At 49.5% G+C, this 15,259-nt stretch carries 14 protein-coding genes; all 14 read right to left on the reverse strand.

Annotation, left to right across the window (positions count from 1 at the left end; genetic code table 11):
- Positions 1–2 precede the first annotated feature (2 nt).
- The 14 genes from ABEW73_RS09830 to rbfA all read right to left on the reverse strand — a co-directional run bounded on the left by ABEW73_RS09830 (position 3) and on the right by rbfA (position 15,250).
- Positions 3–1,682, reverse strand: coding sequence for a ribonuclease J (locus tag ABEW73_RS09830; protein WP_430164778.1), 1,680 nt, complete (start codon positions 1,680–1,682; stop codon positions 3–5).
- Positions 1,683–1,906: 224 nt separating this feature from the next.
- Positions 1,907–2,788 (reverse strand): 4-hydroxy-tetrahydrodipicolinate synthase, encoded by an 882-nt coding sequence (dapA, locus tag ABEW73_RS09835; protein WP_430164781.1) that lies wholly within the window; start codon positions 2,786–2,788, stop codon positions 1,907–1,909.
- 103 nt (positions 2,789–2,891) lie between these two features.
- Positions 2,892–4,106: an aspartate kinase gene (gene dapG / locus ABEW73_RS09840; protein WP_430164784.1), complete on the reverse strand. Its 1,215-nt coding sequence runs from the start codon at positions 4,104–4,106 to the stop codon at positions 2,892–2,894.
- A gap of 214 nt (positions 4,107–4,320) precedes the next feature.
- Complete coding sequence (locus tag ABEW73_RS09845) at positions 4,321–4,911, reverse strand: dipicolinate synthase subunit B (protein WP_430164787.1); 591 nt, start codon at positions 4,909–4,911, stop codon at positions 4,321–4,323.
- Entirely contained in the window at positions 4,912–5,808 is an 897-nt protein-coding gene (gene dpsA / locus ABEW73_RS09850) for a dipicolinate synthase subunit DpsA (protein WP_098746977.1), read from the reverse strand.
- Between the two features lie 240 nt (positions 5,809–6,048).
- A complete protein-coding gene (gene dut, locus ABEW73_RS09855; protein WP_430164791.1) occupies positions 6,049–6,495 on the reverse strand; it encodes a dUTP diphosphatase in 447 nt (148 codons plus the stop codon).
- On the reverse strand, positions 6,470–7,738 hold the full coding sequence (locus tag ABEW73_RS09860) for a M16 family metallopeptidase (protein WP_430164794.1): 1,269 nt from the start codon (positions 7,736–7,738) through the stop codon (positions 6,470–6,472). The genes dut and ABEW73_RS09860 overlap by 26 nt, the downstream gene beginning before the upstream one ends.
- A 91-nt stretch (positions 7,739–7,829) precedes the next feature.
- On the reverse strand, positions 7,830–8,822 hold the full coding sequence (locus tag ABEW73_RS09865) for a polysaccharide deacetylase family protein (RefSeq protein ID WP_430164797.1): 993 nt from the start codon (positions 8,820–8,822) through the stop codon (positions 7,830–7,832).
- A gap of 221 nt (positions 8,823–9,043) precedes the next feature.
- Positions 9,044–11,149, reverse strand: a complete 2,106-nt coding sequence (gene pnp / locus ABEW73_RS09870; RefSeq protein WP_430164800.1) for a polyribonucleotide nucleotidyltransferase — start codon at positions 11,147–11,149, stop codon at positions 9,044–9,046.
- Positions 11,150–11,556: 407 nt separating this feature from the next.
- Positions 11,557–11,826 carry a 30S ribosomal protein S15 gene (gene rpsO, locus ABEW73_RS09875; RefSeq protein WP_006211281.1) on the reverse strand — a complete coding sequence of 90 codons (270 nt, stop codon included), beginning with the start codon at positions 11,824–11,826 and terminating at the stop codon, positions 11,557–11,559.
- A gap of 165 nt (positions 11,827–11,991) precedes the next feature.
- The gene (locus ABEW73_RS09880; protein WP_430164803.1) at positions 11,992–12,945 is read right to left on the reverse strand and encodes a bifunctional riboflavin kinase/FAD synthetase; all 954 of its coding nucleotides are present in this window, start codon (positions 12,943–12,945) and stop codon (positions 11,992–11,994) included.
- Between the two features lie 35 nt (positions 12,946–12,980).
- Entirely contained in the window at positions 12,981–13,892 is a 912-nt protein-coding gene (gene truB, locus ABEW73_RS09885) for a tRNA pseudouridine(55) synthase TruB (RefSeq protein WP_430164806.1), read from the reverse strand.
- Positions 13,889–14,866, reverse strand: a complete 978-nt coding sequence (locus ABEW73_RS09890) for a DHH family phosphoesterase (protein WP_430164809.1) — start codon at positions 14,864–14,866, stop codon at positions 13,889–13,891. Before ABEW73_RS09890 ends, truB begins: the two co-directional genes overlap by 4 nt.
- Before the next feature lie 30 nt (positions 14,867–14,896).
- On the reverse strand, positions 14,897–15,250 hold the full coding sequence (gene rbfA, locus ABEW73_RS09895; protein ID WP_071220121.1) for a 30S ribosome-binding factor RbfA: 354 nt from the start codon (positions 15,248–15,250) through the stop codon (positions 14,897–14,899).
- Positions 15,251–15,259: the final 9 nt, after the last annotated feature.

The following is a 15,259-nucleotide window of genomic DNA, read 5'->3' on the forward strand; positions in this document are numbered from 1 at the left end:
TATCAGACTTCCATAATGATCGGCAAGATCATCGGTCTGCGACGTGTTTGTTCATACAAGAAGCGTCCCAAAGCGTCTTTTACGCTGGTTTTCAGTGACGCCCACTCATTCACGTTTTCACTCATCAGCTTCTGAAGCGTGCTGGAAACGATACGGTTGGCTTCATCCAGAAGCCCTTCGGATTCCCGCACGTATACGAATCCACGCGAAATAATATCAGGACCGGATACGATGGAACCATTTTGCTTGCTCAAGGTAACGACAACGACCAGAATTCCATCCTGGGACAGAAGCTTGCGGTCGCGCAATACGATGTTTCCTACGTCACCAACGCCAAGCCCGTCAATCAGAACATTGCCAGCGGTTACTTTGCCAGCTTTGCGGGCCGAGCCGCCTTGAATTTCCACAATTTCACCGATATCGGTAATAAAAATGTTATCTGGATCAACGCCAACGGACTCTGCAAGCAGAGCGTGACGGCGCTGCATCCGGTATTCGCCATGGACAGGGATGAAAAATTGCGGTTTCATCAGATTCAGCATCAGCTTGAGTTCTTCTTGGCTGCCGTGACCCGATACGTGGACACCCGAATTGGATCCGCTATAAATCACGTCTGCTCCAAGACGGAACAACTCATCAATCGTACGTCCTACATATTTTTCATTACCTGGAACCGGTGTCGCTGCAATGATGACCGTATCCCCTGGCAGAATGTCCACCTTGCGGTGAGTGGAACGTGCCATGCGTGTGAGCGCTGACATCGGCTCTCCCTGACTGCCTGTACACAATACTACAACGCGGTCGGCTGCCATTTTGTTAACCTCTTCAGGTTCGATCAGCATGCCTTCTGGTATGTGCAAGTATCCAAGCTCAGCGGCAATGGACACCACGTTGACCATGCTTCTTCCGATAACCGTTATTTTGCGGCCCGTGGATTCGGCTGCGTTGACAACCTGTTGAATGCGGTGAACATTCGATGCAAACGTTGCAACAACAACCCGCTGCTCGGCTTTGCGGAAAATATCTTCCAGCACGATGCCCACATTTTTCTCGGAAGGCGTGAAGCCTGGTCTCTCTGCGTTCGTACTATCTGACAGAAGAGCCAATACTCCCTTGCTTCCGATCTCAGCCATACGCTGCAGATCCGCATATTGGTCATTTACCGGAGTATGGTCGAACTTAAAGTCACCCGTATGCACCACATTGCCTTCCGGTGTTTCGATACAGATCCCTACAGAATCCGGAATACTGTGATTGGTCTTGAAGAAGGTCGCTTTCAGTGTGTTTCCGAGTTGTACTTCCGAATCCGCATGGATCAGAATCCGTTTCGTCTCACCCAGCAAATTCGCTTCTCTGAGCTTGTTTTCCACCAATCCGAGCGTCAATTTCGTTCCGTATACAGGAACATTCAAGTGTTTCAATACGTAAGGGAGCCCGCCGATATGGTCCTCGTGACCGTGAGTCAGCAAAATCGCTCTCACTTTGTCGCGATTCTCCGTTAAATAGCTAATATCAGGAATAACAATATCAATCCCAAGCATATCTTCTTCTGGGAACTTCAATCCCGCATCCACGACAACGATGTCATTGGCATATTGAATGACATACATGTTCTTCCCGATCTCACCGACGCCGCCCAAGGCAAAAATCGATAGTTTATCGTTGCTTATTTTCTTAGACAAATGTATCTAACCCTCCTATAGTTTTGGACGTCGTACCATTGTTATATTAAATTTCAAAAAAATACCGCACCCAGTCACTTGAATTCATTATACATGATGAAAAAGTGAAAACACAAGTCAACCACCTTCGTGAGCCATAGGATACCCAGAAACAGAAGGGTTTAAAACGAAGAAAGCCACTGCCTTCATCGAAGGCAATGGCTTAGGTATGGTAGGTGCGCAGCTTACAAGGAAGACAGCATATTGCGGATAAATGCAGCCTCATTCTCACTAGGAGAAACGAGCGGCAGACGAACACCGCCGACCTGATAGCCCCGCTCATGCAGAGCGAATTTAACCGCCGCCGGGTTTGGAAGCGGGTCAGGACATTCAAACAGGCCTTTGAACAAGGTGAACAAGGATTGATGCAGCTTGGCGGCTTCTTTCACGTTTCCTTCCACATAGGCGTGGATCATATCCTTCATGCGGGCGCCAGCAATATGGCTGGCCACGCTTACGATTCCGTAAGCACCTACGGCCAGAGCAGGCAGTGCTGAGGAATCGTCGCCAGAATAAACGATGAAACCGTCCGGAGCACCTGCGGCAATGGCGGTGACCTGATCAATCGAAGCACATTCCTTCGTCGCAACGATGTTCGGTAATTGAGCCAAACGCAAGGTGGTAGCCGTGCTTAGGCTGATGCCCGTACGTCCAGGCACATTGTACAGCATGATAGGCAGAGAAGTTGCCTCAGCGATCGCCTTAAAATGCTGGTAAAGCCCTTCCTGGTTCGGCTTATTGTAGTACGGAGCGACAAGCAAAATGCCATCGACGCCGCAGCTTTCCGCTTTTTTCGTCAATTCTGCAGAATGTGCCGTATCGTTGCTGCCAGTACCTGCGATAATCTTGCTTCGCCCACCTGCCTGCTTCACTGCGAACTTAAACAATTCAAGCTTCTCGTCTTCGCTAAGCGTTGGGGATTCGCCCGTCGTTCCTGCAATGACCAGAGAGTCCGACTTCTGTTCGACAATCAGGTACTCAATCAATCTCGCAGTCTCGTCCCAATTGATATGGTTATTCTGATCAAATGGGGTTACCATAGCCGTAATCAATCTTCCGAAATCCACAATGATTCCTCCTTAAAGCTCTCCCAAACAGGCAAGCTTCCTTCGTAAGTAATCTTATATATAGTATTTCCTATCAAACGATTAACGAACAGACTCTAAGGTATTATCGGTGAAGTTCAAATTTGTGATGCAATGCGCGCAGCGCTTGAGCCATGTCTTCCTTCTTCACAAGCACCCAGATCGTTGTGTTCGAATCTGCCGATTGCAGAATCGGAATATCGTGCTCGCTTAAGGATTCTACGATTTTCGCCATGATGCCCGGAACCCCGTTGATGCCGCCGCCTATGACGGATACCTTCGCACAGCCGGACAAGCTTTTTGGTTTCAAATCCAGGCTCTGCAGCACTTCAATCGCCTTCTCCGAGTCGCTGTCAAACACTGTATAAAGGACCCCTGTAGGGGTAACATTAATAAAGTCCACACTAATGGAATGCTCCGCCATCGATTTGAAAACCTTCAGTTGAAGACCTTCCGTGCGATCGCATTCCACTGAGATTTGCGTAATATTGCTTACATAAGCAACTCCCGTCACAAAGCGGTCCACAATTCCGGATTGTATATCTCTGAAGCCTTCCGGCTGGGTAACCAGTGTCCCCTCATTATCCGAGAAGGTCGACCGCACTCTGACCGGAATTTGGGATTGCATAGCAATCTCAACTGCTCTAGGATGAATGACCTTGGCACCTTGATGAGCCATATTGCAAATCTCCGTATAACTTACATAACTGAGCGCCTTCGCATCCTCGACGATGCGGGGATCTGCCGTAAGAATGCCGTTGACATCCGTGTAGATATCAACCATTTCGGCGCGAAGGGAGGCTCCAAGCGCGGTGGCCGAAGTATCGCTTCCGCCCCTGCCCAGCGTCGTGAAGTCACCGGAATCGGTCTGCCCTTGGAACCCAGTGACGATAACAACTTGGTGAGACTCCAACTCTTTCAAAACCCGTTCAGGTTTTACGTCCTTAATGCGTGCATTTCCGAAGTGATCGTCTGTAAGAAATCCGGCTTGGGCACCCGTCAGCACCGTCGCAGTTATCCCTTCATGCTGAAGCAGACTGCATAGCGTTGTGGCTGAGATAATCTCACCGCAGCAGAGCAGCAAATCCCGCTCTCTGTCTGGAAGCGCGTTTCCGTTATGATCGATCCAGTCCAGAAGGGTATCTGTAGCGTAAGGCTCCCCGCGGCGTCCCATAGCCGAGACGACCACGACCAATTGATAGTGATTAGCCAGTTCGCGCTGGATGTGCCCAATAACATGGGTTCTTGCTTGCGGTGTAGATAACGAGGTTCCGCCGAATTTTTGAACTAAGATGCGCATAAAATATTCCTCCGTTTATATATGCCCAGGAGACGTAAATTTCGGGCTGACCGATTGAAACGGCCGGCTACAAAGCCTGGCCGTTCCGTTTGTTGACGATGATTTCTGCGATTAGCACGGCATTCCATACTGCACCCTTCAGAAGATGATCTGAAACGATCCACATGTTAAGTCCGCGCTGATGTCCCTTACTGATCAAAAGGCTTTATCGTGGTTAATGCGAATATTCAACGATCATCGGCTGCAGCTGCTTCCCTTCCAGTGCCGCATAACACGCTTCCGGAATCAAATCCATTTTGGCGACAAGCGAGTTAGGCTTCTGCTGCGGATTATCCTGTCCGTAAGGAACAAAATAAATATTTTTCGCTACAAGCAGCTTCGCGATATTCGCCGCATTCAGCCCAAGGCCATCATTCGTTGAAATCGCCAGAACCAGCGGTCTGCAATTTCTCATCTGCGCCTTGGCTGCCATTAACACAGGGCTGTCAGTCATCGCATTGGCCAGCTTGCTGGTTGTGTTTCCCGTACATGGGGCGATAACCAGAACATCAAGAAGCTTGGATGGGCCTAGCGGTTCCGCCTCCACAATTGTAGAAATAATATCATTCCCGGTTATATCTTTCAACTGTTTCTGCCAATTCTCCGATCTGCCGAATCGGGTATCGGTTGTCATGATCGTGCTGGACACAATCGGCACCACATTCGCTCCACCATCTTTGAACCGCTGGATCTGCGGCATCACTTCTTCAAGCGTGCAGTGCGATCCTGTCAGGGCATAACCCACTGTTATTCCATTCCAATTCATCTACGCATCCCCCCGAATCTTGATTTCTTCAGAAATCAGCTCCACCAGCGTATTGGCCATAATGATGCCGGCTGTTTTAGGAGCCACGATTCCGGGTAGTCCGGGTGCGAGCATGGCTTTGATACCCCGTTTTTCAGCATAGCGAAAATCGCATCCGCCAGGTGCGGAGGCAAGGTCGATGATGACAGCCTCCCGAGGCATTTTTGAGATGATTTGTGCTGTGACTATCATAGTTGGAATCGTGTTAAAAAGCAAGTCGATATCCGACACATAAGAACTCAGATCCCTTACCAGGAAGGGCTTCCAGCCCATTTCCTCCGCTCTGGCATAGTGCTCCGATTTGCGTACGCCCATCCGTATTTTGGCACCCAGGCCTTGCAGGCTGCGCGCCATGGTGAACCCTGTCCGTCCCATGCCAAGCACCATGCTGGTTGATCCGTGAATCGTAAAATCCGTGTTTTGGATCGCCATCATCAGTGCACCTTCCGCTGTCGGAATGGAATTATAGATGGCTACATCGTCCCTCTCCAAAATCTCTACCAGCTTGATCTTATATTTGTCACATAGCGAGCGCAAATAGGGCTTCGCCATACCTGTATAGATCACTCCATGTCCGGGCATCGCTGCGATATGCTCCTCCTGCAGTCGCAATGGCCCCTCTGAGAATAGCGCGCTGACACGTCCCTCATCATCACATCCCACGACAGGCAGGATCAGAGCATCGGCATTCGATAACAGCTCTGGCGTGAGCGGCTCGCGAGTCACTCCCTGAAAAGAATCCTGCAGTTTCTCAAACCCGGCGATCATGACGGAGGCATCCATCTCAGCGCATTTTCGTATGACTTCAATTTGCCTTGCGTCTCCACCTACAAAGACGGTCCGGACTCCAGTCAGCATGGAAGGCCTCGCTCCTTTCTTCTAACCAATGTATAAACCATCTTATGCCGTCGCCTATAGGGTGGTGAGCGCATTTCAATTAAACTACCGCCTTAACGCAATAAATAACACTATAGATGACAAGGTCGGATCCGAAGCCGTTTTACATAGACGCTAATGCAAAAAACACCGCCCGGCTAGGCCGGAGCGGTGTGCTTGGTAAAACCATGATGATGATACCCATGAATTATCTATAATAGTTTACTTGCCGGTATGACCGAATCCACCTGCACCCCGTACGGTATCGGACAACTCGTCAACTTCCATGAATTCGACCGCCGGGACGGTTTTGAACACCATCTGGGCAATGCGTTCATTACGCTCAATTGCAAATGGCTCTTGTCCCAAATTCACCAGCAGCACCTTCACTTCCCCGCGATAATCAGCATCAATCGTACCTGGAGAATTCAAGCAGGTAATACCATGTTTGTAGGCCAGTCCGCTGCGCGGACGGATTTGAGCTTCAAGTTCGGCCGGCATGGCAATCGCAAAACCGGTCGGAATTAATTTACGTTCGCACGGGTTCAATACGACCGGCTCCGCAACTGCCGCGTGCAGATCAAAACCTGCGGCTAGTTCGGACATTTTTACGGGAAGTTTCACATCTTCATTACCTGGCAATCTATTGATTTGAACGTAGTGCAACAAATTCATTCCTCCTAAGTACATTCAGTGCTTTATCTGAAGTTCCTACCATCGCTAGTGCATATGGAGTCCCGAACATGCGGTCAAGAACCGCGTCGACATCCTTCATGTCCACCTGTTCAATCCGCTTAATAATTTCATCCAAACTGAAATGACGACCCAGCATTAACTCGTTCTTACCCAAGCGATTCATACGGCTGCTCGTGCTCTCCAGACTCAGAATGAGACTGCCCTTCAGTTGTTCTTTCCCTTTGCGCAGCTCTTCCTCCGTCATCCCGTTCTGTGCCAGATCCTGCAGCATTTCCGTGGTCAGTTGAAGGACTTCCTTTGTCTGCTTGGGCGCTGTGCCCGCATAAATGGTGAACATTCCGTTATCTGCGTGCGAACTATGATATGAGTATACCGAATAAGCCAGTCCGCGCTTCTCCCGGATTTCCTGAAACAAGCGTGAACTCATGCCGCCACCAATGGCGTTATTCAAGAGTACCATTGCATACTGAAGCTCGTCTCCGATGGAGCAGCCGGGAAACGACATGCAGATATGATTCTGCTCTGTTTTCTTCTTACGGAACTGAACGCCATCCAAAAAGGCGGGCACGGCCAGAAGCTCGGAGCTGCCGTGATTGGCAAAGCCGCCAAAATGACGCTCCAATAATTCAATCACATCATCATTGATGTTACCTGCCAGAGCGATTACGGTGTTCTCAATGGTGTAATGTTTATCCATGTAAGCTCTCAGCGCTTGCGAATCCATCGATTCCAGCCGTTCCTTTGTGCCGAGAATCGGATATGCCAGCGGATGGTCGCCGTACGCCGATAACGACATCAGATCATGGACCAGATCATCCGGTGTATCCTCATACATTGCGATCTCTTCCAGAATGACATTCTTCTCCTTGGCTAACTCGCCCGCATCCAGCTTTGAGTTGAAGAACATGTCGGACAGCACATCAACCGCAATCGGAAAATGCTCATCCAGCACCTTGGCGTAATAACACGTATATTCCTTGGACGTAAAAGCGTTGACGTTGCCGCCGATAGCATCAAATTCTTCAGCAATGGCACGGGCGTCAAAACGCTCCGTCCCTTTGAACATCATGTGCTCTATAAAATGCGTTATCCCGTTGATGTCCTCCGATTCATTGCGGGATCCGGTCTTCACCCAAATACCGAATGAAACCGAACGACTTGTCGGGATTTGCTCCATAACCACTCTTAGGCCGTTAGACAATTGTATTTTTTTCACGAGGGCCCCCCTAACTGTTCCATCCAGGCTCACTTTAGCTGATTACCAGCCTCATGCCATCCATTCATTCTATCAAACTTTACCATGCCGCTCAACTTCCCTTCGGCATAATTCGCTCAGGAGAAAGCGTCTGGCTCACGGTTCCGATTTCCAGCCCTTTGGCCCGTATTCCGTCAATCATTCCCTTTAACGCCTGCGACGAGGAATCGGTGGGATGCATCAAAATCAAGAAACCCGGCTGCACCTTCGTGGAGATTTTCTGAACGACAGCATCCGGTGCAGGATGCTTCCAATCGACCGTATCGAGCGTCCACAGGACCGTCTTCAATCCCCTTGCCTGGGCGATGGATACGGTCTGCTGATTAAAATCGCCGGATGGCGGCGCAAACCATTTGTTCTCCACACCGAGGCTTTCTTTGAGCAGCTCCTGCGTCTTCGCGATTTCCAGCTCCGCCCGATCCCTGCTGAGACGGCTCATATTCGGATGCGTATAGGCGTGATTCTCCACCTCATGACCTCGTTTCAGAATTTCGCCTGCAAGCTCCGGGTTCTTCTTCAACCAGCTCCCATCCAGGAAAAAGGTCGTCTTCACTTTCTCCGCATCCAGCGTGTCCAGCATCGGCACTAGAAATTCATTCCCCCAGGCCACGTTAATCATCAGAGATACCATCGGCTTGTTGGGGTTGCCCCGATAGATCGGTTGATCTCCAAGATCATTAAGCGTTACTTTGGCCGGAATTTGCCGGTATACGTAAGGAATGGCCTCTCCGGCTTTTCGCTTTTTCGACGATGCTGCTTTGTATGTAGCTTCGATATCGATTTCAAGTCCATTATAACCGGGAATCGCTTTCCACACGGAGTCCACCTTGGCATCCACCGGCTCAATGCGTGACTTCGCCGCGGCGGTTTCGATTTGACTCAATAAATCCAGGTCGACTGCCTTCTCCGAACCGCTAACGAGTTGCACCTCCGGTTTATTCTGCAGTCCCGAGACATATCCCCAAGCCCCGCTGAACACAGCAACAGCCGATACCAGTGCGGCACCGGTAAGCAGCACAGCCATCTTTTTTCCATTCACGGGCATATCCACCCTCCCCTTGAGAAGCTTTGTCCCATTTTATGTAGGTTCAAGAGGAAATATGTGCCTCAAAGTGGGGCTTATGCCGTGAAGCCTATTTTAGATTTTAGATGCTTGTCCAAGACAAGCCGAATCCCATGAGCCGAAAAGATTAAAAAAAGAGCCAGAATGATAGGTTCTGCCTCTTTTCCTTTTATCTATATGCTGTTAAACAAACAAAGCGCGGATTAAGATCCGCTCTTGTTTGTTTCCGCAGTCAAAACCGCTTTACGAGACAGGTTAATGCGTCCCTGCTGGTCGATTTCAGTAACCTTCACGGTAATGACGTCACCGATTGCAACCACGTCCTCTACCTTCGCTACGCGCTCCGTCGAGAGTTGGGAGATATGAACAAGCCCGTCTTTGTTAGGCAGAATTTCAACAAATGCTCCGAATTTCTCAATCCGTTTGACAGTACCTGTATAGATTTCGCCAACAGCTACCTCACGCACAATGCCTTCGATAATCGAAAGAGCTTTTTTGTTCATCTCATCGTTGGCAGATGCAATAAACACGCGGCCGTCTTGCTCGATATCGATCTTCACGCCGGTTTCCTCGATGATTTTGTTGATGATCTTGCCGCCGGCACCGATCACATCGCGAATTTTGTCCGGGTTGATCTGCATCGTAATAATCTTAGGCGCATACTGGGACAACGTCTCTCTTGGCTTTTGAATGGCTTCTGCCATTTTTCCAAGGATATGCATGCGTCCTTCTTTTGCCTGCTGCAATGCTTCCTGCAAAATCGCGCGGTCGATACCGTCAATTTTGATATCCATTTGAATGGCGGTAACCCCTTCAGGTGTCCCTGCCACTTTGAAGTCCATGTCGCCGAGATGATCTTCCATCCCTTGAATATCTGTCAAGATGGAAACATGATCTCCGTCTTTAATCAAGCCCATCGCCACGCCGGCTACAGGTGCTTTGATCGGTACCCCTGCATCCATCATAGCAAGTGTGCTTGCACAAATACTCGCTTGGGAGGTTGAACCATTCGATTCAATTACTTCGGAGACGAGGCGAATCGTGTACGGGAATTCCACTTCATTCGGAATAACCTTCGACAATGCACGTTCACCGAGTGCACCGTGACCTATTTCACGACGGCCTGGAGCACGAAGCGGGCGAGCTTCCCCTACGCTGAAAGGCGGGAAGTTGTAATGGTGCATGAAACGCTTGGTCTCTTCCAGATCGATTCCATCGAGGATCTGTACATCACCTAGAGCACCTAGTGTACATACGCTAAGAGCCTGGGTTTGTCCACGTGTGAACAGACCGGAACCATGCGTTCTAGGCAGCAGGCTGGTATCGCAATCGATAGGACGGATCTCAGACAGACCACGACCGTCCGGACGAACCTTGTCATGCGTGATCAAACGTCGAACTTCTTCCTTCACGATATCGTGAAGGACTTCTTTAACATCCTTCAACAGCTCAGGTGTCTCGATATACTTCTCTTCAAATACGGTGTATGCTTCATCGTTGATAGCGTCAATCGCATCCTGGCGAGCATGTTTCTCCTCAACGCGAACAGCTTCAACAAGACGAGCTTCGGCGAAATCACGCACTTCACGATTCACCGTCTCATTGACCGCATGGAGTTTAACCGCCATTTTCTCTTTACCGCAAGCGGCTACGAGTTCTTCGATCTTGGCTACGATTTTCTTGATTTCCTCATGCCCGAACATGATCGCTTCCAGCATGACTTCCTCAGGAACTTCGTTCGCTTCGGCTTCAACCATCATGATCGCATCTTTGGTACCCGCAACAACCAGATAGATGTCACTGGCTTCCTGCTCGGCAATATTCGGATTCACCACAAATTTGCCATCGACGCGACCCACCGCTACGCCGCCGATCGGACCGTTAAAAGGCACATCCGAGATGCTCAAGGCAGCGGAAGTACCGATCATGGCCGCGATTTCCGGCTCGCAATCCTGATCTACGCTCATCACGAGATTCAGAACCTGTACATCATTACGGAATCCTTCAGGGAACAACGGACGAATCGGACGGTCTGTCAGACGACTTGCAAGAATCGCTTTCTCGCTTGGTCTGCCTTCGCGTTTGATGAATCCACCCGGAATTTTACCGACTGCATACAAACGCTCCTCGTAGTTGACCGTCAATGGAAAGAAATCCAAATCCTTCGGTTCACTGGAAGCTGTCACTGTACACAGGACTGCCGTTTCGCCGTAACGAACCATCACAGCCGCATTTGCCTGCTTCGCAAGGCGCCCTGTTTCGAACACGAGGGGTCTTCCGCCAAGCTGCATTTCAACACGTGTTTCCATGTAATCCCTCCTCATGGGGATAAATTTTTTTGAAATCTTCTTCTACCATCAGCATGTCTTTTGCAAAACGCTGTCCACATTTCCTAACCAGAGCCATCCAAACGGTCGAAATCGCAAACCTATGTACAGGAACAACCCGAACCGTATAGAACATTCTCCGTATAGATTGCCCCTGGTTATACCATTAAGCGAAATTTAGCGAACAGACCACGCCTACAATCTATAAAGAATCTATATTAAGATAACCCCACAAAGTGGAGTTTAGGCTATGAAGCGTACGCAGTACTTTGTGGGGAAGCTCGAAAACGGTAAATTGTACAATACTTAGAAAAGAGCCCGGCTGTGCCGCTGTCGTTCCAAGAAGGACAGTGGACAACCAGGCTGTTTTCGGCACATCTTATGGATGATTAGCGACGCAATCCAAGCTTCTCGATCAAAGCACTGTAACGTTTAACATCCTTGTTTTTCAAGTATGCAAGCAACTTACGGCGTTGGCCGACCATTTTCAACAATCCACGACGGGAATGATGATCCTTCTTGTGTGTACGCAAGTGGTCAGTCAGGTTCGTAATGTTTTCCGTTAGGATAGCGATTTGCACCTCTGGAGATCCAGTATCGGACTCATGAGTTTTGTGCTCGTCAATCAGTTGTTGTTTACGTTCTTGAGTTAATGCCATCCTGTTCACCTCCCTCATTATAATCGCCATTGGCCCAGGTACCGACGGTGAGATCGAACATCCAAGCCAAGGTTAAAATCGCCCAATCTTCGGGCGACCTCTAAGAGTATAGCATACTTTACCTGAAAAAGAAAATCCGTTTGCGAACAATTTGTCCCAAAACGTTTATTCACTGACTTCTAATATTTTGCGAGCCTCGACGGCATCTCGCTGAATCCATTCCACAAGCTCCTGAACCGATTCGAATTTATGCTCCTTGCGGATATATTGAACGATATCGACCGTCATGGTCTGATCATACAGATCCCCTTCAAAATCAAACAGATGCACCTCAAATATAGGCTCTGTGATCCCTTCATGGAACGTTGGCTTCACGCCGATGTTCATCACGCCCGGAATCCAGTCGTGATGTTTATCCGTGCGTGCCCGGACGGCATAGACGCCCAATGCAGGCGCCACGAAGGGATCCGTCAATTCCAGGTTTGCGGTAGGAAAACCGATCTTTCTTCCCCGCTTCTCCCCATGAACGACCGTGCCACGGATGTGGTAATTCCGTCCGAGCCAGCGGTTTGCGTCCGACAGCTGTCCCGTTTTTAAGGCAATCCGTATGGATGAACTTCCTACCTTCTCGCCGTCGATCAGGAACGGCGGTACCGTAACGACCGACATCCGGCCTTCACCGAGTTCCTGAAGTTTGACTGCATCACCGGCTCCTTTATGGCCGAAACGGAAATCAAATCCGACCACCGCTGTTTGAAGATTCAAGGGAAACAGCATCTCTTCAACAAATGTTTCCGGACTCACCTGGGAGAAATCCTTATTGAACTCGACAACGTACAAAATATCGATGCCCATCTCCTCAAGCAGCTGCTGCTTGTCAGGCTGAGGTGTCAGATATCCCTCATAACTCCCTTTACCAATCACGTCTTTCGGATGAGGATAAAAGGTAATGAGGGCGGCCGGCACCCCATTCTCCCGCGCAATATTGACCGCGGTCGAAAGCACGCTGGCATGTCCCAGGTGAAGGCCGTCGAACTGGCCGATTGCAGCTACCTTCGGCTCGGCAGCTTCTCGTACGATATCAGAAGATACAGGATAAGATAAAGAAACAATCCTCATGATTACTCACCTCCACTCACTAAATCCAGTCATGCTTAGGAAAATACTTTCACAGGAACGATAGCCCCTGTCTCCTCTTGCCGCTGATAGATTCCCAGAAAGTTTTCCTTTATATCATACAAGCGAATAGGCTCCGAGCTGTCAACAGGTGGTTCTACCGCTCTCGAGGACAAGCGCTGTCCCTGCAGGGCAGCATCCGTTTTCTCTTCTGAAACCGTATGCTTCGGCAGATAATCAATCGCTTGATCCACCGGAATAAGCCGGGTGTGCAGCGTGTCATCCTTCATGAACTGCTCAATTTGCTCCAGGGTTAAGCACTGCTCCTCCGTGATTCCCGCCGATACTGTGCGTACCAGCTTAACCATGACAGACGGAACGCCGAGCTTCCTCCCGATATCCACGCAAAGCGTGCGGATGTATGTACCTTTGGAGCACAATACTCGAAAAGAAATTTCCGTATAATCCCCTTCAGCATCAAAATCCGTCATTTCGATTTCATGAATCGTTACGGTCCGGCTCTTGCGCTCCACGGTCTTACCTTCTCTGGCAAGCTCGTATAATCGCTTACCATTGATTTTGACAGCGGAAAACATGGGCGGGATCTGAGAAATCTGGCCTGTAAAAGATTGCAGCGCTTCAAGCGCCTCTTCCCGGGTCACATGAACATCATCTGCCGTCTCTACCACTTGCCCAGTGATATCCTCGGTATCCGTCGAATATCCAAGGCGGAGGACCGCATGATACTCTTTAGGCAGTTCCTGCAGGTATTCCACTACTCGTGTGGCTCTCCCCAGGCATAAAGGAAGCACGCCCGTTACTTCGGGGTCCAGCGTACCCGTATGTCCAATTCGCTTCAAACGAACCATTCCCCGAACCTTCGCGACCACATCGTGGGATGTCCAGCCTGCCGGTTTGTGAACGGCCAAGATGCCTTCTAATTGCGTCATAGCTTTAATCTCACCTGCTCTACTACTCTAGGGATGATGTCATGAAGGGAGCCTTCAATGCTGCAACCGGCTGCCCGAACATGGCCGCCTCCTCCAAAGATCTGGGCTAATGCCGCAACATCCACTTTTCCGGCTGAACGCAAACTCGCCTTGACCATTCCAGATTTCAACGACTTGAATAGAATCCCGACTTCAACTCCCTGAATGTTTCGGGGGTAATTCACAATCCCTTCCAGATCCTCGCTAACGGCGCCGCATGATTCCATAAACTCAGGCGTTACGTATACCCAGGCTATTTTACCATCATCCGACACACTTAACGTATTTAACGCCTGAACCAGCACCTTCATCTGTGGAAGCGTCATTTCCTCTAGTAACGTTTCCGCAATTTCGGGTCCGTTCACACCGTAGGACAATAGAGCGGAAGCAATGCTCATAACCTTGGGCGATGTATTCGAGTACCGAAAACCGCCTGTATCCGTTAGCAATCCTGTATAAATCGCCGTTGCAATATCGGCATCCCAGTCCACTTCAAACAAATTCAGCAAATCATAAAGGATTTCTGCGGTTGCTGCCGCTTCCGGCACGACCAGGTTGACGGCTCCATAACGATCATTTGTTGGATGATGGTCAATATTAACGATGCTTGCCTGATCAGCAAATACCTGTTTCGTATAGCCTACTCTAGCAAAATCCGCACAATCCACGCAAATGACGTGAGAGAACGTTCTTCCTGGCTGCTGTTCAGACAGATCGAGAATGTCTTCTGCATGCCACAACATTTTCATGCGTTTTGGAATGGGCCCCTCATTGATCATCGTGAATTTCTTGCCCAGACATGAGAGAAGCCAGCCCACCGCAAGGGTGGAACTGACTGCATCTCCATCGGGCTGAACATGCGACACAACCAAATAATCATCGTGCTCCAGCAGGAATGATTTCACCTGCTGCAGCTCTTGTTCATAGGTCTGCATTCGCCCTCTCCTTTATAAAAACGAACTACTCTATTTCTCTTCGCGATCCACGATTTCGGTCAGCAGCTTCTCAATATGGCTGCCATACGCAATGGAATCATCGAATTTGAAGATCAGCTCCGGCACATGCCGGAGTCGGATCCGCTTGCCCAGCTCGGAGCGGAGAAAGCCGCTTGCCTTCTCCAATCCTTTTAAGGAAGCTGCCTTCTGCTCGTCGTCGCCGAGCACGCTTAGGTATACCTTCGCTTGAGACAGGTCATTTGTAACATCAACACCGGTTACAGTAATGAAACCGATTCTTGGGTCTTTCATTTCCGTTTGGATCAGTTGGCTGAGCTCTTTTTTAATCTGCTCGCCTACGCGCCCAGTTCTGATTTTTGCCATGGTCTGATC

This window comes from Paenibacillus lautus, from assembly GCF_050482385.1.
Classification (GTDB): domain Bacteria; phylum Bacillota; class Bacilli; order Paenibacillales; family Paenibacillaceae; genus Paenibacillus_AQ; species Paenibacillus_AQ lautus_B.

Excerpts from the sequence above, each read along its gene's own strand:
- dapG (WP_430164784.1), bottom strand. The coding sequence starts at position 4,106 with ATGCGCATCTTAGTTCAAAAATTCGGCGGAACCTCGTTATCTACACCG.
- ABEW73_RS09845 (WP_430164787.1), bottom strand. The coding sequence starts at position 4,911 with ATGAATTGGAATGGAATAACAGTGGGTTATGCCCTGACAGGATCGCAC.
- dpsA (WP_098746977.1), bottom strand. The coding sequence starts at position 5,808 with ATGCTGACTGGAGTCCGGACCGTCTTTGTAGGTGGAGACGCAAGGCAA.
- ABEW73_RS09865 (WP_430164797.1), bottom strand. The coding sequence starts at position 8,822 with ATGCCCGTGAATGGAAAAAAGATGGCTGTGCTGCTTACCGGTGCCGCA.
- pnp (WP_430164800.1), bottom strand. The coding sequence starts at position 11,149 with ATGGAAACACGTGTTGAAATGCAGCTTGGCGGAAGACCCCTCGTGTTC.
- rpsO (WP_006211281.1), bottom strand. The coding sequence starts at position 11,826 with ATGGCATTAACTCAAGAACGTAAACAACAACTGATTGACGAGCACAAA.
- ABEW73_RS09880 (WP_430164803.1), bottom strand. The coding sequence starts at position 12,945 with ATGAGGATTGTTTCTTTATCTTATCCTGTATCTTCTGATATCGTACGA.
- truB (WP_430164806.1), bottom strand. The coding sequence starts at position 13,892 with ATGACGCAATTAGAAGGCATCTTGGCCGTTCACAAACCGGCAGGCTGG.
- ABEW73_RS09890 (WP_430164809.1), bottom strand. The coding sequence starts at position 14,866 with ATGCAGACCTATGAACAAGAGCTGCAGCAGGTGAAATCATTCCTGCTG.
- rbfA (WP_071220121.1), bottom strand. The coding sequence starts at position 15,250 with ATGGCAAAAATCAGAACTGGGCGCGTAGGCGAGCAGATTAAAAAAGAG.